28 protein-coding genes are annotated in these 25511 nt (G+C 34.7%); 27 read left to right on the top strand and 1 reads right to left on the bottom strand.

All coding sequences use genetic code 11. The annotated features are described in order from the left end of the window. Positions 1-95 precede the first annotated feature (95 nt). The 3 genes from CLLU_RS04420 (at position 96) to rho (ending at position 3996) form a co-directional block, all read left to right on the top strand. The gene (locus tag CLLU_RS04420) at positions 96-1709 is read left to right on the top strand and encodes a CTP synthase (protein WP_106008365.1); all 1614 of its coding nucleotides are present in this window, start codon (positions 96-98) and stop codon (positions 1707-1709) included. 273 nt (positions 1710-1982) lie between these two features. Beyond that, complete coding sequence (locus tag CLLU_RS04415; protein WP_106008364.1) at positions 1983-2327, top strand: hypothetical protein; 345 nt, start codon at positions 1983-1985, stop codon at positions 2325-2327. Positions 2328-2538: 211 nt separating this feature from the next. Continuing rightward, positions 2539-3996 (top strand): transcription termination factor Rho, encoded by a 1458-nt coding sequence (gene rho / locus CLLU_RS04410; protein WP_106008363.1) that lies wholly within the window; start codon positions 2539-2541, stop codon positions 3994-3996. Positions 3997-4064: 68 nt separating this feature from the next. Here the strand turns inward: rho and rpmE are convergent, their stop codons facing one another. Continuing rightward, positions 4065-4277 carry a 50S ribosomal protein L31 gene (gene rpmE, locus CLLU_RS04405; RefSeq protein WP_106008362.1) on the bottom strand — a complete coding sequence of 71 codons (213 nt, stop codon included), beginning with the start codon at positions 4275-4277 and terminating at the stop codon, positions 4065-4067. 261 nt (positions 4278-4538) lie between these two features. On the opposite strand from rpmE, the gene CLLU_RS04400 reads away from it, so the two are divergent. The 24 genes from CLLU_RS04400 to murA all read left to right on the top strand — a co-directional run bounded on the left by CLLU_RS04400 (position 4539) and on the right by murA (position 25436). After that, entirely contained in the window at positions 4539-5558 is a 1020-nt protein-coding gene (locus CLLU_RS04400; protein WP_106008361.1) for a DUF1385 domain-containing protein, read from the top strand. Between the two features lie 16 nt (positions 5559-5574). Then, the gene (gene prmC / locus CLLU_RS04395; protein ID WP_106008360.1) at positions 5575-6447 is read left to right on the top strand and encodes a peptide chain release factor N(5)-glutamine methyltransferase; all 873 of its coding nucleotides are present in this window, start codon (positions 5575-5577) and stop codon (positions 6445-6447) included. Positions 6448-6552: 105 nt separating this feature from the next. Then, on the top strand, positions 6553-7632 hold the full coding sequence (gene prfA / locus CLLU_RS04390; RefSeq protein ID WP_106008359.1) for a peptide chain release factor 1: 1080 nt from the start codon (positions 6553-6555) through the stop codon (positions 7630-7632). An 84-nt stretch (positions 7633-7716) separates the two neighbouring features. After that, on the top strand, positions 7717-8364 hold the full coding sequence (locus CLLU_RS04385; protein WP_106008358.1) for a hypothetical protein: 648 nt from the start codon (positions 7717-7719) through the stop codon (positions 8362-8364). Positions 8365-8412: 48 nt separating this feature from the next. Then, complete coding sequence (locus CLLU_RS04380) at positions 8413-9135, top strand: ZIP family metal transporter (RefSeq protein WP_106008357.1); 723 nt, start codon at positions 8413-8415, stop codon at positions 9133-9135. Between the two features lie 61 nt (positions 9136-9196). Continuing rightward, positions 9197-10249, top strand: coding sequence for an L-threonylcarbamoyladenylate synthase (locus CLLU_RS04375; protein WP_106008356.1), 1053 nt, complete (start codon positions 9197-9199; stop codon positions 10247-10249). Between the two features lie 51 nt (positions 10250-10300). After that, positions 10301-10759 carry a low molecular weight protein arginine phosphatase gene (locus CLLU_RS04370; protein ID WP_106008355.1) on the top strand — a complete coding sequence of 153 codons (459 nt, stop codon included), beginning with the start codon at positions 10301-10303 and terminating at the stop codon, positions 10757-10759. Between the two features lie 119 nt (positions 10760-10878). Then, complete coding sequence (gene rpiB / locus CLLU_RS04365) at positions 10879-11328, top strand: ribose 5-phosphate isomerase B (protein ID WP_106008354.1); 450 nt, start codon at positions 10879-10881, stop codon at positions 11326-11328. Between the two features lie 48 nt (positions 11329-11376). Further along, positions 11377-12006, top strand: a complete 630-nt coding sequence (gene upp / locus CLLU_RS04360; protein WP_106008353.1) for a uracil phosphoribosyltransferase — start codon at positions 11377-11379, stop codon at positions 12004-12006. Between the two features lie 173 nt (positions 12007-12179). After that, complete coding sequence (locus tag CLLU_RS04355; protein WP_106008352.1) at positions 12180-12596, top strand: deoxycytidylate deaminase; 417 nt, start codon at positions 12180-12182, stop codon at positions 12594-12596. A gap of 44 nt (positions 12597-12640) precedes the next feature. Beyond that, the gene (locus CLLU_RS04350) at positions 12641-13669 is read left to right on the top strand and encodes an MraY family glycosyltransferase (protein ID WP_106008351.1); all 1029 of its coding nucleotides are present in this window, start codon (positions 12641-12643) and stop codon (positions 13667-13669) included. 15 nt (positions 13670-13684) lie between these two features. Further along, complete coding sequence (gene wecB, locus CLLU_RS04345; RefSeq protein WP_106008350.1) at positions 13685-14812, top strand: non-hydrolyzing UDP-N-acetylglucosamine 2-epimerase; 1128 nt, start codon at positions 13685-13687, stop codon at positions 14810-14812. A gap of 151 nt (positions 14813-14963) precedes the next feature. Beyond that, complete coding sequence (locus CLLU_RS04340; RefSeq protein ID WP_106008349.1) at positions 14964-16142, top strand: acetyl-CoA C-acetyltransferase; 1179 nt, start codon at positions 14964-14966, stop codon at positions 16140-16142. Between the two features lie 306 nt (positions 16143-16448). Then, complete coding sequence (locus CLLU_RS04335; RefSeq protein WP_106008348.1) at positions 16449-16826, top strand: ATP synthase subunit I; 378 nt, start codon at positions 16449-16451, stop codon at positions 16824-16826. Between the two features lie 16 nt (positions 16827-16842). Next, on the top strand, positions 16843-17514 hold the full coding sequence (locus tag CLLU_RS04330; RefSeq protein WP_106008347.1) for a F0F1 ATP synthase subunit A: 672 nt from the start codon (positions 16843-16845) through the stop codon (positions 17512-17514). 42 nt (positions 17515-17556) lie between these two features. Then, positions 17557-17802, top strand: coding sequence for an ATP synthase F0 subunit C (atpE, locus tag CLLU_RS04325; protein WP_106008346.1), 246 nt, complete (start codon positions 17557-17559; stop codon positions 17800-17802). A gap of 58 nt (positions 17803-17860) precedes the next feature. Then, positions 17861-18340: a F0F1 ATP synthase subunit B gene (locus CLLU_RS04320; protein ID WP_106008345.1), complete on the top strand. Its 480-nt coding sequence runs from the start codon at positions 17861-17863 to the stop codon at positions 18338-18340. Between the two features lie 2 nt (positions 18341-18342). Next, positions 18343-18888 carry a F0F1 ATP synthase subunit delta gene (locus tag CLLU_RS04315; RefSeq protein WP_106008344.1) on the top strand — a complete coding sequence of 182 codons (546 nt, stop codon included), beginning with the start codon at positions 18343-18345 and terminating at the stop codon, positions 18886-18888. Between the two features lie 4 nt (positions 18889-18892). Continuing rightward, positions 18893-20404, top strand: coding sequence for a F0F1 ATP synthase subunit alpha (gene atpA, locus CLLU_RS04310; RefSeq protein WP_106008343.1), 1512 nt, complete (start codon positions 18893-18895; stop codon positions 20402-20404). A 26-nt stretch (positions 20405-20430) separates the two neighbouring features. After that, the gene (gene atpG / locus CLLU_RS04305; RefSeq protein ID WP_106008342.1) at positions 20431-21282 is read left to right on the top strand and encodes an ATP synthase F1 subunit gamma; all 852 of its coding nucleotides are present in this window, start codon (positions 20431-20433) and stop codon (positions 21280-21282) included. Positions 21283-21294: 12 nt separating this feature from the next. Further along, positions 21295-22689 carry a F0F1 ATP synthase subunit beta gene (gene atpD, locus CLLU_RS04300; protein WP_106008341.1) on the top strand — a complete coding sequence of 465 codons (1395 nt, stop codon included), beginning with the start codon at positions 21295-21297 and terminating at the stop codon, positions 22687-22689. Positions 22690-22700: 11 nt separating this feature from the next. Beyond that, complete coding sequence (locus tag CLLU_RS04295; RefSeq protein WP_106008340.1) at positions 22701-23108, top strand: F0F1 ATP synthase subunit epsilon; 408 nt, start codon at positions 22701-22703, stop codon at positions 23106-23108. Between the two features lie 284 nt (positions 23109-23392). Then, complete coding sequence (locus CLLU_RS04290; protein ID WP_106008339.1) at positions 23393-24124, top strand: hypothetical protein; 732 nt, start codon at positions 23393-23395, stop codon at positions 24122-24124. 55 nt (positions 24125-24179) lie between these two features. Continuing rightward, positions 24180-25436 (top strand): UDP-N-acetylglucosamine 1-carboxyvinyltransferase, encoded by a 1257-nt coding sequence (gene murA, locus CLLU_RS04285; protein ID WP_106008338.1) that lies wholly within the window; start codon positions 24180-24182, stop codon positions 25434-25436. Positions 25437-25511: the final 75 nt, after the last annotated feature.

Raw genomic sequence — 25511 nt, 5'->3', positions numbered from 1 at the left:
ATGCTTTTTTCAAATAATTTATTTAAAAAATATACAATTCAGATTTTACCAGGATAAAAAACAGGGGGTGACACTGCTTTTAAAAGCAGGAATTTATGAATACAAAATATATATTTGTAACTGGAGGAGTAGTATCTTCATTGGGAAAAGGGATAACAGCAGCTTCATTAGGACGACTTTTGAAAAATAGAGGACTTAAAGTTTCAATTCAAAAATTTGATCCATACATAAATGTGGATCCAGGGACTATGAGTCCTTATCAGCATGGAGAAGTTTTTGTTACAGACGATGGAGCAGAAACAGACCTGGATTTAGGACATTATGAGAGATTTATAGATGAAAATTTAAGTAAAAACAATAATGTAACTACCGGGAAAATATATTGGTCGGTTATATCAAAGGAAAGAAAAGGAGAATATCTGGGAAGTACAGTTCAAGTAATTCCACATATAACAAATGAGATAAAATCCAGGGTGTACAGAGTGGCGGAAGAAAAAGACATTGATGTAATTATAACTGAAATCGGAGGAACCGTGGGAGATATAGAGTCACTTCCTTTTTTAGAAGCGATAAGACAGATAAAATATGATGTAGGTATAGAAAATGTATGCTTTATACATGTTACTTTGCTTCCCTATCTAAAGAAATCAGGAGAATTGAAAACTAAACCTACCCAACATTCAGTTAAGGAATTGAGAAGTATTGGAATACAGCCGGATATAATAGTGTGCCGTTCGGAAAAATTGATTTCTAATGAACTAAAAGAAAAAATAGGATTATTCTGTAATGTTGAAAGAGATTATGTGATCCAAAATCTAGATGCAGAAAATTTGTATGAGGTACCATTAATGCTGCATAAAGAGGGATTGGATGAACTGGTATGTAAAAAATTAAAACTGAAAAGCAATGAGATAGACAATAGTGAGTGGATTGAGATGGTGGGAAGGATAAAAAAATTATCAAAGAGCGTAACCATAGCTTTGGTTGGAAAATATGTAGAACTTCATGATGCATATATATCCGTAGTTGAGGCATTAAGCCATGGGGGATATGCAAATGGAGCAAAAGTTAATATAAAGTGGATAAATTCTGAAGATGTTAATGAAGAAAATATAGAAGGTTACTTGAAGGATGCAGATGGTATCCTGATTCCAGGAGGGTTTGGAGACAGGGGAATAGAAGGGAAAATATTGTCTGCCGGGTGGGCTAGAAAAAATAAAGTGCCTTTTTTTGGAATATGCTTGGGAATGCAGTGTGCTGTAATAGAATTTGCAAGAGATGTACTTGGATATAAAGGAGCTCACAGTTCAGAGATAGATCCTGATACTAAATATCCTGTTATAGATTTAATGCCCGATCAGAAAAATATAGATGAAAAAGGTGGTACCATGAGGTTGGGTAAATATCCATGCAAGCTTTTAAATGAAAGCAAATCTTTTGAAGCTTATGGACAAGAAGTTATATATGAGAGACACAGACATAGATATGAGTTTAATAATTTTTATAGAAGTAAATTGGAGGAATCAGGGTTGGTGCTTTCAGGAATGAGTCCAGATTCCAGATTAGTGGAAATTGTCGAAATAAAAGATCATCCTTGGTTTGTGGGTGTGCAATTTCACCCGGAATTAAAATCAAGACCTAATAGACCTCATCCTCTTTTTAGAGATTTCATAAAAGCATCTTTGAATTTCAGTTCAAGTGATTCTTAGTCTAAATTAGAAGTATATTCAAATATCAAAGTTTAGATCCCAAACCACATTTAAAATTCAAGGTGTGAATATCAAATAATGAAGATTTGATATTTACACCTTGCTCTTTAAATAATCTGTTTTTTATGTATTGTGGCCGTGAATTGAATGGCAATGGATAGAGAAAAAATAAAATAATATTGTGAAGGATTTTGGGGATATTTATAGAAATATAATATGTGGATTTTAATTGATTGTGAAATTTAAGATGAATATTTATGGGAGTTGAGCCTTGTGATATTTGAAACAAATATAAGTATTGCTGTTAAAAATTCGAGAGAAAAATATGATATCAAAAATTTCTCCATATTTGATATAAATGATATAAATGAAAGTTTTCCATCTCTGAAAATAAGTTTTGTAAACAGTAAAATACTTCTTGTGGGAGTTAAATGTGGACTCTGCGGGGATATCCATTATTATAGATACAGCATCAATGAGCTTATTAAAAAAGCTGTTGTAATTGGAGGCTGTGAGATGTTGGGATTTCCAATATTATACATAGGAAATTATGATGTGATAAAAAGTAGAATTTCAAGACATAATGAAATACAGGAAAAAATGCATGCACTTGTGTGAATTTTTATGATGTTTTGTAATTGTTATAAAATAAAATAATGTAGATTGAAATATAAAAAAGGGGTATAATGTATTGTAGAGTGTAACCTTTCTATATTACGAATTCTTTATTCATAAATATGTATTTTCATTTGTATTTTCAATTTTATTTTAATAAATTTCCCGGAATCATGTTGTAATGTAAAATTAAATAATTGTGAGGTGTTACTTTTTGAACAATAAAGATATAGACAATATGACAGTTGCAAAATTAAAGGATATTGCAAAGACTTTGGAAATAAAGAATATATATAAATATAAAAAAGCAGAATTAATTGAACAGATAAAAAAAGTTTCTCCAGCTTGTATAAAAAAAGATGGTGTTATAATTAGGGAAAAGATAAGTCCTAAAAAAGAAGAACAAAACAAGCATGGAGAATTGGAGCACAGGGTGAAGACACTGGATAATAGAGAACATGAATCCAAATTACAGGATCATAAAACAAGTAGTGACGAAAAAAGAGAAAAGCTAAAGGAAATGATAAATGAATCGGATAGTGCAAGGGGAGTACTTGAGATAATTGAAAATAATAATTATGGTTTTTTAAGAGGTAAAAATTATTTGACGGGTCCCGATGATATATATGTATCCCCATCCCAAATAAGAAGGTTTAATTTGAAAACTGGGGATGAGGTATGCGGTAAAGTTAGAATCCCCAAAGAGGGAGAAAAGTTTAAAGCGTTACTATATGTTCAAAAGGTGAACGGGGAGAATCCAGAAAGAGCAGTTGGAAGAAAACCTTTTGAAACACTCACCCCTATATATCCCAATCAGAGATTAAGGTTGGAAACTCAAAGTTCAAATTTATCTACCAGGCTTATGGATATAATATCACCTATAGGGAAAGGACAGAGAGGAATTATAGTTGCCCCACCTAAAGCAGGTAAAACTACTCTTCTAAAAAAAATAGCCCAGAGTATTTCAAAAAATCACCCGGAAATAAAACTTATAGTTTTGCTCATAGATGAAAGACCAGAAGAAGTTACTGACATGCAAAGATCTATAAATGGAGAAGTGATTTATTCTACTTTTGACGAGGAACCAGAGCATCACACTAAGGTTGCCTATATGGTACTTGAGAGAACCAAAAGAATGGTGGAGCAAGGCCAGGACGTAGTAATACTTCTAGATAGTATAACCAGGCTTTCCAGAGCATATAATCTGACCATAACGCCAACAGGCAGAACTCTTTCAGGTGGGTTGGATCCAGGAGCGCTTATAATGCCGAAGAAGTTTTTTGGCGCAGCTAGAAATATAGAAGAGGGAGGAAGTTTAACTATACTTGCTACTGCCTTAATTGAAACTGGAAGCAGGATGGATGATATGATATTTGAAGAATTTAAAGGTACTGGAAATATGGAAGTGCATTTGAATAGAAAACTTCAAGAGAGAAGGATATTCCCTGCCATAGATGTATATAGATCTGGTACAAGGAGAGAGGATTTGCTTTTTGAAAGCCAGTTGGAAAAAGAAACTGCATTTAATATAAGAAAAGTGTTATATGATGATAATAATAGTCAGAATATTACTGAGCAATTGATAAATTTACTGGCAAAGACTAAGAACAATATAGAATTTATGAATATTGCAAGTAAAATGGAATTGAATAAATCAGTGGATAAACATTAAAACAAGAACCTGCCTTTTGAATTAAAAAGACAGGTTCTATGATAAAATGAGAAAAATTTTACATCTTATTATTCTTCATTTTTCAAATTAAATTTCTTTAAGAATCTATCAACTCTTCCACCAGCATCAAGAATTTTCTGCTTACCAGTGAAGAAAGGATGGCATTTAGAACATATTTCCACTTTTAACTCTTTCTTTGTTGAACCAGTTGTAAAAGTGTTTCCACATGCACACTTGACTACCGCATCATGATAGTATTCTGGATGTATGCCTTTTTTCATATTGTTCACCTCTTTCAAGTTTAAATGACAAAACTCTAATTTTAACTTCTGTATTATAGCACAGCCATACTGCTAAGTCAATTAAAGAATGAATTAAAAAATGTCAGATAATATTGTAAAAATCAAATCTATACTTTAATATATACAGTACCTCTGTTAGAATATATTTGATTGTATAAAAATTTAGATTGGAAGTTGAAAAGTAAATGCGGTTAAATTACATTTTGAATGTAAAATAGATTGTGGTGAGAGGTGAATACAATGTCAAGGAAAACATCTGTTGGAGGCCAGGCTGTAATAGAAGGGGTTATGATGAGAGGAATGCACGGCATAGCTACTGCAGTTAGAAAGTCCGGTGGTGAAATTGCAGTTAACAGAGAGCAAAATGTGCCTTACAGCAAAAGAATAAAGTTTTTAGGTCTGCCTATTATAAGGGGATTTGTATCTCTAATAGAATCATTGATTATAGGTATAAATACTTTGAATTATTCGGCATCTTTTTTTCAAGAGGATGAAGAACCCACTAAATTTGATAATTGGTTCAAAAATGTATTCAAGGAAAAAAGTGACGCTGTGCTTATGGGCATAACTTTTACAGTATCTTTAGGTATAGCGGTTTTGTTGTTTTTCATATTTCCAACTTTTGCAGCAAATGTATTTAAAAAATTAGGAATATATGGTTCTATAGCACTTAATATAATCGAAGGTGTAATAAGAGTAACTATATTTTTGCTGTATATATTTTTAATAGGAAAAATGGCTGATATAAACAGGGTATTTCAATATCACGGTGCCGAGCACAAAACTATATTTTGTTATGAAAATGAGTGTGAGCTGACCCCGGAAAATGCTGAGAAATTCAGCAGATTTCATCCAAGGTGCGGTACGAATTTTTTGTTTTTGGTGATGATAGTTAGTATAATACTCTTTTCACTGACCGGCTGGGGAAATATTTGGCAGAGAATTTTGTGCAGAATAATTTTACTGCCCTTAGTATCTGGAATCACATATGAACTCATAAAATGGATGGGTAAGAGCAGTGGATTTTTATCAAGGGCTTTATCGTATCCTGGCCTCATGCTCCAAAAGCTGACTACTAGAGAGCCTGATTACAGTCAGCTGGAAGTGGCTATTGTAGCATTGAAGTATGCGGAAGGAATAGAAGGTGAAAATGAAAAAAGCCAGTACAGCGAAGATGGGCAGATAAAAGGTATAGTAAATGTGGATAAAGAAGGAGTACAGCTGGAAGCATGCAAGAGTACAATGAGTCAAATTCAATGAAAGTAGAGAGTCTTTTATGGGAAATAAGATAAATGAACTTTTAAAATATGGATATGAACTTTTAAAGAAGCAAAAAATAAACAGCTATATTCTAGATGTACAGCTTCTTTTAGGAAAAGCTATAAATAAAGACAGATTATTTCTTTTTATAAACGGTGACTATGAGATCACTGAAGAAGAGGCAGAAAATTATTATGGATATTTGAAATTGAGAGAGAAAAAAATGCCTGTAAAATACATATTGGGAGAATGTGAATTTATGGGATTGAATTTCAAGGTAAGACCAGGTGTGTTAATACCCAGGCCGGATACTGAGATACTGGTTGAATGTGCCTTGAAGGAAATAGAACGCAGTAATTTTTCTGATATATGTGATCTGTGCTGCGGCACAGGAGCAATTGGATTGTCTATAGCCAAATTTATAGATTATGTAGATGTAAAATGTTCTGATATATCTCCTACAGCTCTTCAGGTTACAGCTGAAAATATGAGGAGATTTTTACTGCAGGAAAGAGTTCAGGTGATAAAAAGTGACCTGCTTCAGTATTTTATTGAAAATGAGATGAAATTTAATATGGTTGTATCAAATCCTCCATATATAAAAATAAGTATGATAGATACATTGATGGATGATGTGAAGAACTATGAGCCCTATGAAGCTCTCTGTGGAGGAGAAGACGGACTTGAGTTTTACAGAAGGATTGCAGTGGAGAGTTTGAAGGTCTTGGAGGATGATGGAGTAATTATGCTTGAAATAGGAGATGATGAAAGAGACAGCGTAAGCAGTATATTAAGAGAAAGTGGATTTGAAAATATATGTTGTATAAAAGATCTATCAGGAAAAGACAGGGTGATTAGTGCAGTGGTTGGAACCCATTCCTTAATATGAAATTTTACAAGTAATTTATACTGTTTTTCAGTTTTGTTGTTATAAGTAAAAATTTTATGATATAATGATATATTGTGAAAATATTTATACGGAGTGATAAAAATTATGTTAGAAAGACTTAATTTCATAGAAAATAAATATGAGGAATTATCCATTAAGATAAGCGATCCAGCAGTTATGGAAAATCAAAAAGAGTGGCAAAAGCTGTGCAAGGAACATGCTGAGATGGAAGAAATAGTTACAAAATATAGAGAATACAAAAAAGATGTACAGGATTTAGAAGATAATAGAGAAATGCTTAAAACAGAAACAGATAGAGAAATGAAGGATATGGAGCAGGAGGAAATAAAAAATCTTACAGAATGTATAAATAGAATTGAGAATGAATTGAAAATACTTCTTATTCCCAGGGATCCAAATGATGATAAAAATGTTTTTGTAGAAATTAGAGGAGGAGCAGGAGGAGAAGAGGCGGCTCTATTTGCAGCAAATCTAACGAGAATGTATACCAGATATGCGGAACGTAAAGGATGGAAAATAGAAACCATAAGTTTAAATGCCACAGATATAGGTGGATTTAAGGAAATTGTATTTATGGTGAAAGGGAAGGGAGCTTACAGCAGATTGAAATATGAAAGTGGTACTCACAGGGTTCAAAGAGTACCGGATACGGAATCCAGCGGAAGGATTCATACTTCTACTGCCACAGTGGCTGTACTTCCGGAAGTAGACGATGTAGATATAGTGGTAAACCCAAATGATATAAGAATAGATGTATTTAGAGCATCAGGTCATGGCGGACAATGTGTCAATACTACGGATTCTGCGGTAAGAATTACCCACCTTCCCACAGGCCTTGTAGTATCCTGTCAGGATGAAAAATCTCAGCTTAAAAATAAGGAAAAGGCTATGAAAGTTCTAAAGTCAAGGCTTTATGAGAGGGCAGAGGCTGAGAGAAATGCAACCATAGCGGAAGACAGAAAAAGTCAGGTTGGAACAGGTGATAGAAGCGAAAGAATAAGAACTTATAACTATCCTCAGGGGAGAGTTACGGATCATAGAATAGGTATGACATTGTATAAGCTGGACGCATTTTTAGATGGAGATATAGATGAGATAATCGATGCTCTTATAACTTCGGAACAGGCGAAAAAAATGCAGGCTCTTGGAGCAGCTAATGCGTGAGATGTTTATAATAATATTGTCATAGTATAAACTTTGATAGGAAAGGAGTTGAAATAACCGTTAAACTCCGTCTAACGGGAAGGTATGAATATAGATAAAGCTATTAGAAAGCAGAAGAGATATTATAAGATATTTATGCTTTCTATAGGCCTTATTTTTTTTATGCTTCCGGGATATCTTTTTTTAACAAGTAAATTTTATACATTTTATATAACTTATCTCATAGTATTGGAAGCACTCATTTTTTTAGCTGCTATCATAAGAGTTGACAATGCATCCCTGAACTTCAAACATGATGGATATAAATTAAAGGTAAATGTGGGAATAAAAGGTGGCAGCATAAATATAATATGTGATAAGATTGTACTGGTACATGTAGAAAACTATGAGCAGAAAAATGCAGATGAGGGTGAGTTTAGAATTATTATTCTTTCAACATCTAAATTCAGAAGTGACAGAATGATACTTGTACACAAGGGATTTCTAAAAAGACATGCCTATGTTGCGCGTGAATATAATAAATTGAAAATTCTGCGGCCTGAGGAGAATTTTTATTATACCATAATAAGACGGGGTGAGCTGAACAAATATCCATTTCTGGATACGGTATATAAAAGCTGTGTATATGCTTATTTCACCGAGACTTCTATAGAAAAAATAAAATATTATAGACAGAACTCAGAAAATTACACCTTAAAAAATAAAAATAGAAATATAATTCATATATTATAAAATTTCAAAATAAATATGGAGTATAAATAATAAATACAAGGTGGTTTTTTGAGTACAAATTTGATCTACATAGTGACAATAGGAAGTTTGGTATCTCTTACAGGGACTATGATAGGAGCATCCCTGGGAGTGGCAGTTAAAGATCCTTCCAATAAATTACTGGGATTCATAATAGGATTTGCAGGGGGAATAATGCTTTCTGTAGTGGTATTTGATTTAATTCCCCAGTCCATTGAAAAGTGGAGTTTTGCTCTTACTATAATGTTTGCAGTTTTGGGCATTATAATTATTGCTATAATTGATACAAAGGTGGACATAAACAGCAATAATAAACATTTGAAAATGGCGTTTATGGCGTCATTGGGGCTTATGATTCATAATTTTCCCGAAGGGATAATTATGGGATGTGGATTTGCGGCAGGCAGTACCCTTGGGATGAAAATGAGTATTATAATTGCAATTCACGATATACCAGAGGGAATTGCCGTATCGGCACCTCTTGTGGCATCTAAAGTGAAAGTGCCCAAAATACTATTTTATGCATTTATTACAGCTTTCCCCACTGCTTTGGGAACTTTTGCAGGTACCTATATAGCTAATATTTCTCAAAATGTATTGGGGGCATGCCTTGCTGTAGCGTCAGGTATAATGCTGTATGTAGTGTGCGGAGAGATGATACCGGAATCTTCAAAACTATGGGAAGGTGTAACGAGTACCATGGGTACCCTCTGCGGCATTATTTTGGGACTTATAATAGTACAAGTATTGTAAATTTTTATAACCTATAGCATACAAATTCGGGATTTAAATACAAAAGGTGGTTTGTTGTTAAATGAATACAAAAATAGAGATGGTTGATGAAAAAAATTTGAATGAAGACACCATAGAGGAAGCTGCAAAGATAATAAGAGAAGGTGGACTTGTAGCTTTTCCCACGGAAACTGTTTATGGACTTGGAGCCAATGCTCTTGATCCGGGGGCAGTAAAAAAAATATTTCAAGCTAAAGGACGACCTCAAGATAATCCTTTAATTGTACATATATGGGATATAAAGCAGATAGAAACTTTGGCACATGATGTACCTGATATAGCCTATAAATTTATGGAAAGGTTCTGGCCTGGCCCCATGACTGTAATTCTTCCTAAATCATCTATCATACCGGATATTACAAGTGCATCTCTCCCCAGTGTTGGAATCAGAATGCCGTCCAATGTAATAGCTAGAGAACTTATTAAAAAATCAGGAGTACCCATTGCGGCACCTTCCGCAAATATATCCGGACGTCCAAGCCCTACGGATGTGGAAAGATGTATAGAGGATCTGGATGGAAAAGTTGATTTTATACTTGGAGGGGAGATGTGCCAGGTAGGAGTGGAATCTACGGTAATAGATTGTACTGTAACACCTACTTGTGTATTGAGACCTGGAGGTATAACTCTTGAGATGCTGAGAGAGATAGACGGAGAAGTATATATTGATCCTGCAGTTATGAAAAAACCGGATAAAAATATAAAGCCCAAAGCACCTGGAATGAAGTACAGACATTATGCACCAAAGGCACCGGTAAAAATAGTATGTGGAGATTTAAAAAAAACTATTGAAAAAATCAATGAAATGGTGCAAAATTATATAGACGAAAACAAATTAGTAGGAATAATTGCTACAGATGAAACAAAGAATTTTTATAACAAAGGATTGGTAATGTCTCTTGGAAGCAGAAATAACATGCCTAGCATATCTAAAAATTTATTTGAGACACTCAGGAGTTTTGATGATAAAAATGTAGATATTATATTATCTGAAGCCTTTGAAGAAAAGGGCATAGGGGTGGCTATAATGAATAGGCTGAGTAAATCTGCTGGTTTTGATATTACGAGGGTGTAAGGTGTATTCCGTTTTCTATATGGCTGCTTTTGGCTTTGGAGGGATTTATTTATGAAAAGTATACTGTTCGTTTGTACAGGTAATACCTGTAGAAGCTGCATGGCAGAAGCTATATTTAATTCCATGAGCGGTGGATCAGATATAAGAGCTTTTTCTGCAGGTATAATGGTATCTTATAACAGTATAGCTTCCAGAAACTCTTCGCTGGTTGTAAAAAAGAATATAAATGTGGATATAAGTAATAGGAAAGCCGTTCAGGTAGAAAGATATATGGTTCAAAATTCCATAGTTGTTCTGGCTATGACTTCTTATATAAGAAATGTGCTGAAGAATAAATTTCCTGAATTTAGGGACAGAATATACACTTTAAATGAATTTGTGTCTTTGATGGAAGATATAGAGGATCCTTTTGGAAAAAGTGTAGAGGAATATGAACATACCTACGGCCAGCTGGAAAACAGTATTTCATTGCTGTTGAATAAATTAAAGGAAGATATGGGCATTAATTAGATGTTGTTATCTTCTTTTTTTGCGGGCGTATGCTCCGGAAGAGTCCATCTGAATAAGCCTTGTATATATGGGGTATATGACATTAATACAAAATAATGATATGTTTTGGAGGTATTTTTATGAAAATTGCTTTAGGTAGTGATCATGCAGGATTTCCATTGAAAAAGGTAGTGATAGAATATTTACAGGATGAAGGAATAGAGTTCGAGGATTTTGGAACTTTTTCTGAAGATTCCTGTGATTACCCTGATTATGCATTAAAGGTTGCAGAAAAAGTTGCGGATAAAAGTTATGAACTCGGTATACTCATATGTGGCACTGGTATTGGAATAGGCATTGCTGCCAACAAAGTACCTGGAATAAGAGCGGCACTTTGCGGAGATACTTTCAGTGCTCGTGCAAGTAGAGAGCACAACAATGCAAATATACTTACAATGGGACAGAGAGTAATAGGTCCAGGACTTGCAATTGACATAGTGAAAACATTTTTATCTGCTGAATTTCAGGGAGACAGACACCAAAGAAGAATAGATAAAATTACTGAGATAGAAAAAAAATATAATGCATAGCATAACTGTAGATTTTTAGTTGTCTACTGATAAATTGGAGGAATTTAAATGGATAACGTAACACAAATAACTCATCCACTTGTACTGCACAAATTGGCTCTGATAAGGGACAAAAATACAGGTTCTAAGGATTTTAGGGAACTGGTAGAGGAAGTAGCCATGCTTATGGCTTATGAAGTGACTAGAAGTTTTCAGACCGAAGATATAGAAATAGAAACACCTATAGCAAAGACTACGTGCAGGATGCTTTCCGGTAAAAAGGTGGCAGTAATACCTATATTGAGAGCAGGACTTGGAATGGTAAGCGGAGTATTGAAAATTATACCTACGGCCAGAGTAGGTCATATAGGACTTTACAGGGATGAAACCACATTGAAGCCTGTAGAATATTTTTGCAAATTGCCTCAGGATATAGGAGAAAGAGAAATAATTGTAACTGATCCTATGCTTGCCACAGGCGGGTCAGCTATAGATGCAATAGCTATGTTGAAGAGAAAAGGTGCCAAGAATATAAAGCTTATGTGTTTGATAGCTGCAAGAGAAGGAATTAAAGCGGTTATGAAGGCTCATCCTGATATACATATGTATACTGCAGCTGTAGATGAAAAATTGAATGAAAATGGATATATAGTGCCAGGTCTTGGCGATGCTGGAGATAGACTGTATGGAACAAAATAATAATAGACTTTTTAGTTTACTGGACAAATATCGTAATACGGCCCACTGTAAATAAGTGGGCTTTTGCATATTGAGGAAGATTCCGTCTAAAAAGCAGCAGCAATTGTTTTAAAATATTATTCAATAGTTTATAATATATAATATATTCTTATGAAACAAGGAGATATTTGTCGATGAGAAAAGATTGGGATACTTATTTTATGGATATAGCATTTAAAGTTGCAGAAAGAAGTACATGCCCTAGACTACATGTAGGAGCAGTTCTTGTTAAAAATAGAAGAATAAAAGGAACTGGCTACAATGGAAGTCCTAAAGGATTAGAACATTGTGATGATGTAGGATGTTATCTTAAAAATAATCACTGTATAAGAACAATTCATGCAGAAGTAAATTGTCTGCTTGAAGTAGCACCGGAGGAGAGAGAAAATTCCACACTGTATGTCACCCACATGCCTTGTCCGGAATGTCAGAAGCTGATAATTACCTGTGGAATTAAAAGAGTTGTATATTCGGAAGATTATAAACCGGAAATAAATTGGTTCCAAAAAGCACAGCAAATTGAATTAATATGTTTAAAAAGAGCAGAATAATATAATATCCGATAGAACAAAAGACACGGTTAAGGAAGGTTGTCATGAATAAATTATATCTATTTTTATTAGTTTCAGCAGTACTTTCGGCTGTTATTACACCAGTTGTTAGAAAATGGGCTGTAAAGCTGCAGATTATGGATGTTCCTAAGGATAATAGAAGAGTACATACTAAGCCTATACCACTTTTAGGCGGAATGGCCATATATATTTCTTTTGTAGTCACTTTACTTTTAAAAGCAGGTAAACTTACAAATTCCGAAATTGGACTTATATTGGGTTCTACTATAATAGTGATAGGTGGATTTTTAGATGATAAATTAAATATAAAGCCCTGGTGTAAATTATTGTTTCAATTGGCAGCTGCTTTAATTCTCATAATTTATGGAGTCAAGATAGTATTGATTACCAATCCATTTAGCGGATTATATCAATTTGTGAATTTAGGCATAATGTCAATTCCACTGACGCTGATCTGGGTAATTGGAATTACCAATGCACTAAACTTAATAGATGGGTTGGATGGATTGGCCGCAGGAATTGCCTTTATATCCTCCGTAACTATTTTCATCATAGCTCTGTTGAATGGGAGAAATGAAGCTGCCATACTCACAATTATATTGTCAGGAGCCATAGCTGGATTTCTTCCCTATAATTTTAATCCGGCATCTATATTCATGGGTGATACAGGAGCACAATTATTGGGGTTTTTACTTGCAGCTATATCCATTGAGGGAGCTGTAAAATCAGCAGCAGCTTTTTCTATAGCAGTTCCAATTCTCGCGCTGGGTATACCGATATATGATACCTTATTTGCCATGATAAGAAGGAAGATAAACGGGAAACCTATTATGCAGGCTGACAGGGGACATTTACATCATAGACTTCTTGATATGGGACTCACTCAGAAACAGGCTGTTTTAATAATGTATATTATAAGTGCAGTGCTGGGGAGTTTTTCCATAATAGCTATGGAGATAAATGTACAGAGTTCTTATTCGCTGTTGATTATAGTTATGGTTATTTTAGTTTTAACAGCCTGGAAAGCTGGCTTTTTTAAACATAGAGATTAAAATGGAGGATTTTGTATGAAAAAAATCAAAAGTATTACAATATTTGGTACAAGGCCTGAAGCAATAAAAATGGCCCCATTAATTAAAGAACTTGAGAAAATAGAAAATATAGAGAATAAAGTTTGTGTTACAGCCCAGCACAGACAAATGCTCGATCAGGTTCTGGAGCTTTTTAAAATTAAACCTGATTTTGATCTTAACATAATGAAAAGTAAGCAGACATTAACAGGAATAACCACCAGGGTTCTCCATGGACTGGAAGATATATTTGAGGAGGAAAAACCAGATCTGGTAATTGTTCATGGCGATACCACTACTACTTTTGCAGGAGCATTGGCTGCTTTTTATAAGAAAATAACAGTAGGACATGTGGAAGCGGGTCTCAGAACCTATGACAAATACTTTCCCTTTCCCGAGGAAATGAACAGGAAACTTACTGGAGCTATAGCAGACCTGCATTTTGCACCTACTTCAGGCTCTAAAAATAATCTCCTCAGAGAGGGAGTTCCTGAAGATAGGATATTTGTTACAGGCAATACGGTTATAGATGCTATGAATTTTACAGTGGAGAAAGGTTATGTATTTAACAATAATGAGTTAAATAAAATAGACTATGACCACAAAAAGGTCATAATGGTAACTGCTCATAGAAGAGAAAACTGGGGCAGTGGAATTGAAAATATCTGCAAAGCTCTTAAAAAAATTGTTCAGGACAATGCTGAAGTAGAACTTATTTATCTTGTACATTTAAATCCAATAGTAAAGGATATGGTATATAAAATACTTGGAGGAGTTTCCAGGGTACATCTGCTTCCTCCTCTAGATACAAAGGAGACCCATAATTTGATGAATAGGTGTTATATGGTTATGACTGATTCGGGAGGACTTCAGGAAGAAGCACCTCATCTCGGGAAACCAGTACTGGTACTTAGAAGTGTGACTGAAAGACCGGAAGCCATAAAAGCCGGGACGGTGAAGCTTGCAGGTACGGATAAAGACAATATAGTTAAAATGGCAAATGAACTCATATTGAATTCAGATGAGTACAATATGATGAGCAGATCTATAAATCCATATGGAGACGGCAGGGCATCTAAAAGAATAACGGCAGCTATTTTACAGTATTTTGACATATTAATTTAGAAATTAATTACAGCATTTCTCATCCAAATTAGAATGTTTGTGTTTTTTTTAACAAAAAATATTGATAAAATTTTAATTTACTAGTATAATAAAGATGATGACTGAATACTTTGTAAATTAAAAAGAGATGATTTAATTAGGAGGATGGGTTATGAGGGATGTAGTTATTGTAAGTGCTGTAAGAACTGCTATAGGAAAATTTGGAGGGACACTGAAAAATGTTTCTGCGGTTGAATTAGGTACTGCAGTTATAAAAGAAGCAGTAAAAAGGGCAAATATCAAACCTGAGCTTGTGGATGAAGTCATAATGGGAAATGTATTACAAGCAGGTCTTGGTCAGAGCCCAGCAAGACAAGCTGCTGTATATGCAGGTATTCCTGTAGAGGTTCCATCATTTACTCTGAATAAACTCTGCGGTTCAGGACTTAGGGCAGTTAGTATGGCAGCTCAGTTTATAAAACTTGGAGACGATGATGTAGTTGTGGCTGGAGGAATGGAAAATATGTCGGCCGCTCCTTATTTGCTGCCAAATGTCAGATGGGGAGAGAGAATGGGCGATGGAAAACTAGTGGATTCTATGCTGAGAGATGGATTGTTTGACGCATTTAACAATTATCATATGGGAATTACTGCAGAGAACATAGCTGACCAATGGCACATAACAAGGGAAGAGCAGGATGAATTTTCAGCATCATCTCAGCAAAAGGCAGAAGCAGCTATAAAATCAGGAAAATTCAAAGATGAAATAGTGCCAATAGTCATAAAAGACAGAAAAAAAAGAGAAATAGTTTTTGATACAGATGAATTCCCTAGGTTTGGAACTACAGTTCAATCCCTGTCAAAATTGAAACCGGCATTTAAAAAAGATGGAACGGTTACGGCAGGAAATGCTTCGGGAATAAATGATGCAGCATCAGCGCTGGTTATAATGAGTGCAGATAAAGCAAAAGAGCTGGGAATAGAGCCTCTTGCTAAAATCGTTTCCTATGGTACAAGGGGATTGGCTCCTGAGATAATGGGGTATGGTCCGTTCTATGCAACTAAAATAGCCTTGGAAAAAGCTAATTTAAAAGTAGAGGATTTAGATTTGATAGAAGCAAATGAAGCATTTGCAGCTCAAAGTATAGCTGTAGCCAAAGATCTAAAATTTGATATGAGCAAGGTCAATGTAAACGGTGGAGCAATAGCTCTTGGTCATCCAGTAGGATGTTCAGGTGCAAGGATACTCACTACTCTCCTTTATGAAATGAAGAGAAGAGATGTGAAAAGAGGTCTTGCTACATTGTGCATAGGCGGTGGAATGGGAACTGCCATAATAGTGGAAAGATAATTTCATATCTTCCAATAATACAGTTAATACAATATGAGGAAATATATTATTGAAAATAATTTTTTAAAATATATTTCCTCATATTTTTTATAATAATATTATATGTCTTTGAAAATAAACGTTAATTTAATTAAAAATATATTATAAATTAAAAGAATTGTAGATTTAATAAGTAAATATAAGATAAAATTATATAAAATGATGGAAAATAACTAAAAATCGTTAATTAGGCGGGAAAATAAAACTTTTAGATTATATTTTTAAGGTATATAATTTTAGTAATCTAGTTCTATGTGAGGGAGCTCAATGGATAAACATATTTTGGATATGGTAAAGAAAGTATCTGCCGTTAATTTAGCATTTGCTGTTGCAGTAGCTTCTATAGTTCAGTTATCCTTTAAGAACTATGGATTGTTTATATTAATTGGCATGTTTATAGCAATCTTTAATTTTATTTTAAATAGTCTGATAGGTGGAATGATATTTAAGAAGCTTCCCAATTCATCTGGATCGCTGTATATTATATGTTTTATTGTAAGGATTGTTGTTGCAGCAGGTATAGGATATTCTATTTTTATTTACAATAAGAATAATGTTATTGCATATTTATTTGGTTATACATCTCATTTATTGGGAGTATATATATATTCAGTTATAGAAAATAATCGTGATAATGTAACATGAGAAGGGATGTGATGAAGTGGAAGGTTTTTCGCCATTGTTCCTAATACATCTGGGTTCGCTTAAAATTCCGATAACTTCCAGTGTTTTAGTTCAGTGGGTTATTATCGTAATTCTAGCTGTTCTTGCAAAAATTTTCACTAGTGGTATGAAAAAAATACCAGATAAAAAGCAAACTGTAATTGAAATTATTGTAGGATCAATACAAAATTTGGTAGACGATAACATGGGAAAAGAATATTCGTCATATATACCTTATGTAGGAACTCTTGCAATATACATTTTAGTTATGAATATTGCACCTGTTGTAGTAGGAATGAGAGCTCCCACGGAAGATTTAAGCGTGACAACAGGACTCGCACTTATAACTTTTTTCTTGGTTCAATACAATGCTATTAAGAAAAATGGAGTTGGACGTTATTTGGGTGCCTATGCTAAACCTGCAGTTCCATTATTGCCACTTAATATTGTGGAAAGAGTAGTTCTGCCGGTTTCACTTAGTCTACGACTGTTTGGTAATTTAACAGCAGGTGCCGTAATTATTGGGATGTTGTACAAGGGCTCATGGTTTTCACGGGTACTGGTACCGGTTCCTTTCCATGCTTTTTTTGATCTGTTTGATGGTTCAATACAGATGATTGTGTTTGTTATGCTCACCATAATGAACATAAAGGTTATAGCTGAAGAATAATTATTTTAGGTTTAATATTTATTTTAAGGAGGATTTTTTATTATGAATTTAGATGCAAATACATTCATATCAGGTATGGCAGCAATAGGTGCAGGTTTAGCTGCTATAGGGTGTCTAGGAGGAGGTATTGGTGTTGGTAATGCTGCAGCAAAGGCTGTTGAAGGTGTATCAAGGCAGCCGGAGGCAAGTGGTAAGATACTCAGTACTTTCTTTGTAAGTGCTGCTTTATCAGAGGTAACAGCTATCTATTCATTATTGATAGCCCTTATTTTAGTGTTTAGAGTCTGATCATATATATACCTCACCAGTTTACATATAATTCTAGAGGGGAGGAGTGAAGCGTAGTATGGAAATTAATTTGACTACAGTTATTATAACAATAATCAATTTTATTGTTTTGTATTTAATTTTGAAACATTTCTTCTTTGCACCTGTAAACTCTACAATTACTACCAGGCAGGAGGAAATCAACTCCAAAATTAGAAATGCTAATGAGAACGAAAAGAAATCACAGCAATTAGTGGCTCAACATGATGAATTGTTGAGAAATTCTAAAAAACAGGGCAGGAATATTGTTGAAGATTATAAAAATAAGGCTGAAAGAGTTTCAGAAGATATACTAGGTGATGCTCACAAAGAAGCGCAGCTTATATTAGATAGAGCAAAAGTTGAAGCGGAAAGGCAGAAGGAGAAAGTCCAGGCAGATATAAAAAATCAAGTGGTTGATTTAGCAATGCTGGTGTCTGCAAAAGCTTTAGAAGGTTCCATTGATGAAAAACAGCATAGGAAACTTATTGAGGACTTTATAGCTAAGGTAGGTATCTAATTATGTATGAATATTTAGATAGAAGATATGCCCTTGCACTTTACAAAATAGCAGAGGAAAAGGGAAAAGTAAAAGAATACCTGAAAGAATTGAAACAGATTGTAGATGTGATAAACAGTGATGCTGAATTTGTGGAGATTGTAAAGCATCCTGAGGTAAGTACATCTGAAAAGAAAAAGATGTTTACAGAGATATTTAAGGATAAAGTGGATGAAGATATTCTTTCATTTCTTTTAGTACTTATAGAAAAAGGAAGAATTAATCAACTTGGTTCAAAACTTAAGGAAATGCAAGACATATATCTGAAAAAACATAATACTGTTATTGCAAAGGTAAAAACAGTTATTCCTTTAGAAGACAATGAGAGAAAAGATCTAACTCAGAAATTAGAAAGAAAATTTAATAAAAAAGTTTTGATTGAGGAGGAAATAGATCCGAGCATAATTGGCGGAGTTTACGTGGATGTGGATAATGAAGTTATTGATGGTACTATAAAATCAAAACTTTCTGAGATGAAAAAAATAATGCTTAAGGGAGAACAGAGGTGAGCCTATGAATGTAAAACCTGAAGAGATAACTTCAATTATAAAAAATGAAATACAGAAATATGAAAAGAAAATAGAGACGGTTGATTCAGGTACGATAATTCAGATTGGCGATGGTATCGCCAGAGTTTATGGCCTTAATCAATGTATGTCCGGTGAACTTTTAGAGTTCCCCAAGGATGTCTATGGTATGGCTCTAAATCTTGAACAGGATAATGTAGGTTGTGTTCTTTTAGGTTCCGAAGAGGGAATAAAAGAAGGAGATACGGTTAAAAGGACAGGTAAGGTTGTGGAAGTTCCTGTGGGTGAAGAACTTATGGGAAGAGTAGTAAACTCGCTTGGTCAGCCTATTGACGGGAAAGGTCCTGTTAATACAAAGGAAACCAGACCGGTGGATTTAGTTGCACCGGGAGTTATAACCAGACAGTCTGTTAAGGAGCCGCTTCAGACTGGAATAAAGGCTATAGATTCCATAATACCAATTGGAAAAGGACAAAGAGAATTAATAATAGGAGACAGACAGACAGGAAAAACTGCTATCGTCATGGACACTATAATAAATCAAAAGGGAAAAGATGTAATATGCATATATGTAGCTATAGGTCAGAAGCAATCTACAGTGGCCCATATAGTAAATGATCTTATGGAAACTGGTGCAATGGATTATACAATAGTTGTATCTGCATCTGCATCGGAGTCAGCACCGCTTCAATATATAGCACCTTATGCCGGATGTTCTATGGGTGAGTATTTTATGAATAAGGGCAAAGATGTACTCATAGTTTATGATGATTTGTCTAAACATGCTGTTGCCTATAGAGAAATGTCATTATTACTTCGAAGACCGCCAGGAAGAGAAGCCTATCCGGGAGATGTATTCTATCTGCATTCAAGACTCCTGGAAAGGGCTGCTAAGCTTTCCGACAAGCTTGGAGGAGGTTCGCTTACAGCACTTCCTATAATAGAAACCATGGCAGGAGATGTTACTGCATATATACCGACTAATGTTATTTCAATAACAGATGGTCAGATATTCCTGGAGACGGAACTTTTTTATGCAGGTCAAAGACCGGCAATAAATGCAGGAATATCTGTATCCAGAGTTGGTGGTAATGCACAGATAAAGGCTATGAAGCAGGTAGCTGGTACATTGAGAATAGATTTGGCACAGTATAGAGAATTGGCTTCATTTGCACAATTTGGTTCTGATTTGGATAAAGAGTCGAAGAGAAGGCTCGAAAAGGGTAAAAGATTAACAGAAATATTAAAGCAGCCTCAGTACAGACCAATGCCTGTAGAAAAGCAGGTAATAATACTGTTTGCTGCTTCAAGAAATTATATAATGGATGTGCCTGTTGAGAAGATCTCCCAGTTTGAAGAAGAGTTCCTTGATTACATGGATACTCATCACAGTGAAATTGAGAAGGAAATTCTTGAAAAGAAGATTTTATCCGCTGAATTGAGCGACAAACTCGGAAATGCTATAGAAGAATTCAAAAAAATATTTTTAGCAGAGTAGTGTGTGTATTCTGCGGGAGGTGAAATATGGCAGGGGCAGGACTTGTTACAATTAAGAGAAGAATTAAATCAATAACCAGTACCCAAAAGATAACAAAAGCCATGGGACTTATTGCCACCTCTAAGCTTAGAAAAGTTAGAAAAAAACTTGAGGCAAATAATAAATATTGTGAATTTTTTAGTTCTATCGTAAATGAATTTGTTTTAGAAGCTGAGAGAAATAATATTTATATAAATGGTAATAAATCCAGCAAAAAACTCTATATAGCTTTGAATTCTGATACTGGATTGTGTGGAGGGTTCAATGCTAATGTTGTAAATGAGACAGATGCTGTTGTATCAAAAGAGAGGGATAATTGTCTTTTGATAGCTGTAGGTCAAAAGGGCAGGATGTATTTTAAAAGGTTTGGATATACTACGGAGTCGGAATATGTAGATATTCCGGATATACCTACCATAGAGGAGTCAGGTACCATAGCTTATAAGGCATTGGAACTTTATAAAAGTGGTAAGGTTGGAGAAGTTAATATAGTGTATACCAGATTTATTTCCACTGTAAAACAAAATGTAGTTATTGAAAAATTACTTCCACTGGAAGGTAAAAAAACTGAAAAAAGAAATTTCATTGTAAAATTTGAGCCATCTGCAGATGAGATGATGGATGATGTAGTGAACTTGCATTTAAAGCAGAAAATACTTAATTGTATGATAAATTCAAAGGTTAGCGAACAGGCTTCCAGAATGACAGCAATGGATGGGGCCACTAAAAATGCCAATGAACTGCTGAATGATTTGAATCTTAAATACAATAGAGCAAGGCAGAGTGCCATAACACAAGAAATAACTGAAATAGTTGGAGGAGCAGAAGCTCTGAAGTAAGGAGGGACATTAATGCCAAATATAGGCAAAGTTGTTCAGGTTATAGGGCCTGTAGTAGATATAAAATTTGATACAGAAAACCTCCCTAATATATATAATGCCATAGATATAAAATCGGGAAATAGAAAAGTTATTACGGAAGTTGCCCAGCATCTGGGAGACGATATAGTGAGAACCATATCTATGGAGAGTACAGATGGACTGACTAGGGGTATGGATGCCGTAGATACTGGTTCACCTATATCTGTACCAGTAGGAGATCAGGTGTTGGGAAGACTTTTTAACATGCTGGGTCAGCCTATTGATGAAAAGGGAGAAATAAAATCGGATAAGTATTATCCGATTCACAGAATAGCTCCAAGTTTTGAAGATCAATCTGTAAAACCTGAGATGTTTGAGACTGGTATTAAGGTTATAGATCTTATTGCACCATATCAGAGAGGCGGAAAGATAGGGTTATTTGGAGGAGCAGGTGTTGGTAAAACAGTTATTATTCAAGAACTTATAAACAATATAGCCAAGGAGCATGGTGGATTGTCTGTGTTTACTGGTGTTGGTGAAAGAACAAGAGAAGGAAATGATTTATATTATGAAATGCAGGACTCTGGAGTTATAAATAAGACTGCATTGGTATTTGGACAGATGAATGAGCCACCTGGAGCAAGAATGAGAGTCGCACTTACGGGCCTCACCATGGCGGAGTATTTCAGAGATCAGGGGCAGGATGTGCTCTTGTTTATAGATAATATATTCAGATTTACTCAGGCAGGTTCAGAAGTTTCTGCACTTCTTGGAAGAATACCTAGTGCCGTTGGATACCAGCCAACACTTGCCACAGAGATGGGTGCTCTTCAGGAAAGAATAACATCTACAAAGCAGGGTTCTATTACGTCCGTTCAGGCTGTATATGTTCCTGCAGATGATTTAACCGACCCGGCACCGGCAACTACTTTTACGCATCTTGATGCTACTACGGTTCTTTCAAGATCTATATCAGAACTTGGAATTTATCCAGCAGTTGATCCACTGGCATCTACATCTAGAATTTTAGATCCTAGAATTGTGGGAGAAGAACATTATAAAGTAGCTTCTGATGTTAAAAATATACTTGAAAGATACAGCGAACTTCAGGATATCATAGCTATACTTGGTGTGGACGAATTGTCAGAAGAGGACAGATTAGTGGTTGTAAGGGCCAGAAGAATACAGAGATTTTTGTCACAACCATTTACTGTAGCAGAACAATTTACAGGCTACAAGGGAGAGTATGTGCCTATAAAAGAAACAATAAGGGGATTTAAAGAGATACTTGAAGGTAAATATGACGATTTGCCGGAGGCAGCTTTTCTATTTAAAGGCACTATTGATTCAGTTGTTGAAGCTGCTAAGAATATGGCACAGGATTAAAGGAGATTAATATGTCAAAAGTGTTGAAATTAACTGTACTTACTCCTGACAGGGAATTTTATCAGGGAGAAGTGATAAAAGTTATAACGGAGAGTACTTTAGGTGGCATAACAATTCTTCCTGATCATATGCCTTTGATAACCACTTTAAAGCCTGCTGATACAGTAATTGTTCAAAAAGATAATAAAGAGTTAAAGGCATTTACATCTGTTGGAGTGCTAGAAGTTAAAGAAAATGAATTAAGAATTTTATGTGATGTTTGTGAATGGCCTGAAGAGATAGATATAAGGAGAGCAGAAGAGGCCAGGGATAGAGCTGAAAAGAGACTGACCAGCAATAAGGACGGAATTGATGTACAAAGAGCAGAACTGGCGTTGGCCAGAGCGTTGGCTAGAATTAATCTAAAGCAGCAAGGATAATACGTACAAATTAAAAAGCGCTGTCAAATTCATTGGGTGAATGAAATTTGACAGCGCTTTTTTATGTGGAAATATGCACCTTTTGTTATGTGAATTTATATATTAGTATCAAGTGATTCTTAGCTTCAAGTGTGGTTTATTCATTGGATAAGTTTGTCGGCATCCAGATAAAGTCCTCCCATGGAATTTTTATTTTTTTGAATATTAACAGGAAAGTTGTCCATAATGTTTAAGGAGAAAAGAAAGGGGGGAGGCACTGCAAGTATTTCGTAGTGCTGGCTTATATGAAAAAGATAAAAATATTTATTTGCTTGCTGCTGTGCATATTTTTTTTTCAGTATTATACAGAAGCTTATGGAAGTACTGTAGATCATTTAAATAAATCTAAGGAAACCATTTTAAGTGAGAAAAATGTTGATCTATTTGAATACATATTGAATGACACTTATGCTGCTGTTCAAGAATGTGGTGTCATGGTAGTTTTTAATAGCTATTCGCCGGGTGAAAAAGCGGTAAACGGTGTATTTCAAAAATTGCTTAAATATAAGAGAATAGTGGGAAAGATTTCAAAAAATAAAGATGGTTACTACCTGAAATTTAGCGGAAGCAACATAGATGGTTACATAGATAGTATTAAATATGAAAACAAAAATGTTATAACTGTGAATATTGTTGAGAAAAGTGATCATTATGATTTGCATAATTTAAAGTCTATGGTAAAAGGGTGTCTTCCACCTTCAGAAGAATTTAAATACTATCAATATGTTAAAGCTAAGATGGCAATGAGAAGTGTTGCAGATGTAAATAATAAAGTGAAATATATCTTAAATAGTATAGGTGCATCTGATATGAAAACTGTATCTTTAAACGGAGGATATAGTTCCACTGTAAATACTCATATGTTTGATCCAATTCAGAGTGATGGAAGCTTAGTGGATTTTAATTATTCCGTTGTAAAACATTCAAGCGGTACCTATATAATTATGGGAACACCAGAAATAATGACAACATACTAATATATCATTACAAAATGATTAACATATCAACAAGTATATAGAATGGAGGAACACTATGAGTAAAATAGTAGTTAGAGGAGGAAATAAACTGCATGGAGAGGTAAACATCAGTACTGCTAAGAATTCTGTACTGCCTATTATAGCAGCGTGCATTTTAAGTGGAGACAAGTGCATAATAGAAGAAGTTCCTATGCTTGAAGATGTTTTTGTAATAAGTGATATATTGAGAAGTATATTTGCAGATATAAGTATTGATAAAAGTACAAATAGAATTATAATAGATACTTCTAATGTAAAAGACTGTGATTCTTGTAGTGAATTGGTAAAAAAGATGAGGGCTTCATTTTTAATAATGGGTCCCATGATATCCAGATTTGGCAGATTTAAATTGTCCCTTCCGGGAGGCTGCAATATTGGAACGAGACCCATAGATCTGCATCTTAAAGGATTTAGTGCTCTTGGAGCAGAGGTGAATATAGGTCATGGATATGTGGAAGCTCGTGCTAAGAAGCTTGTAGGCAATAAGATATATTTGGATTTTCCGTCTGTCGGAGCCACAGAGAATATAATGATGGCAGCAGTTATGGCTGAAGGGGAAACCATAATAGAAAATGCAGCGGAAGAACCGGAAATAAAAGATTTAGCTAAATTTTTGAACAGTATGGGTGCCAGAATTACAGGGGCAGGTTCCGGTACCATTCATATAATAGGAGTTAAAGATCTAAAGGGGAGCATCCATAAACCCATATGTGACAGAATAGAAGCTGGAACTTTTATGGTTGCCGCTTCCATAACCAGGAGCAAAATAAAAATAAATGGTATAAATGAGGAACATTTGAAGCCTATAATTGCTAAACTCACTGAAGCAGGAGTGTATATAAAAGTTCAGGGAAACAGTTTAATTGTAGACGGAAATAGAGATCTAAATCCTATAGACATTAAAACTATGCCTTACCCAGGATTTCCTACGGATATGCAATCTCAAATGACTGGGTTATTATGTACAGTTAGAGGAACAAGTATAATAACTGAAACTATTTTTGAAAATAGATTTATGCACGTAGTTGAGATGAAAAGAATGGGAGCAAACATAAAAATAGATGGAAGAAGTGCTGTTATAGAAGGCGTTGATAAGCTCACGGGAGCAGAGGTGAAGGCAACGGATCTAAGGGCTGGTGCCGCCCTTATACTATGTGGCCTGGCTGCAGAAGGTGAAACAGAAGTCATGGATATATATCATGTAGACAGAGGATATGTAGATATCGAAAAAAAGCTTAAGGGGTTAGGTGCCGATATTGAGAGAATCCAGTGATTTTTAGGATTCATATGGAGCCTAAACGATTTGACCGTTTGAGGAGTATGCCCTGCAGTTTATAATATGTCTGAA

This window comes from Clostridium luticellarii (assembly GCF_002995845.1).
GTDB classification, from domain to species: domain Bacteria; phylum Bacillota; class Clostridia; order Clostridiales; family Clostridiaceae; genus Clostridium_B; species Clostridium_B luticellarii.
This window is presented reverse-complemented; position numbering and strand designations above follow the sequence as displayed.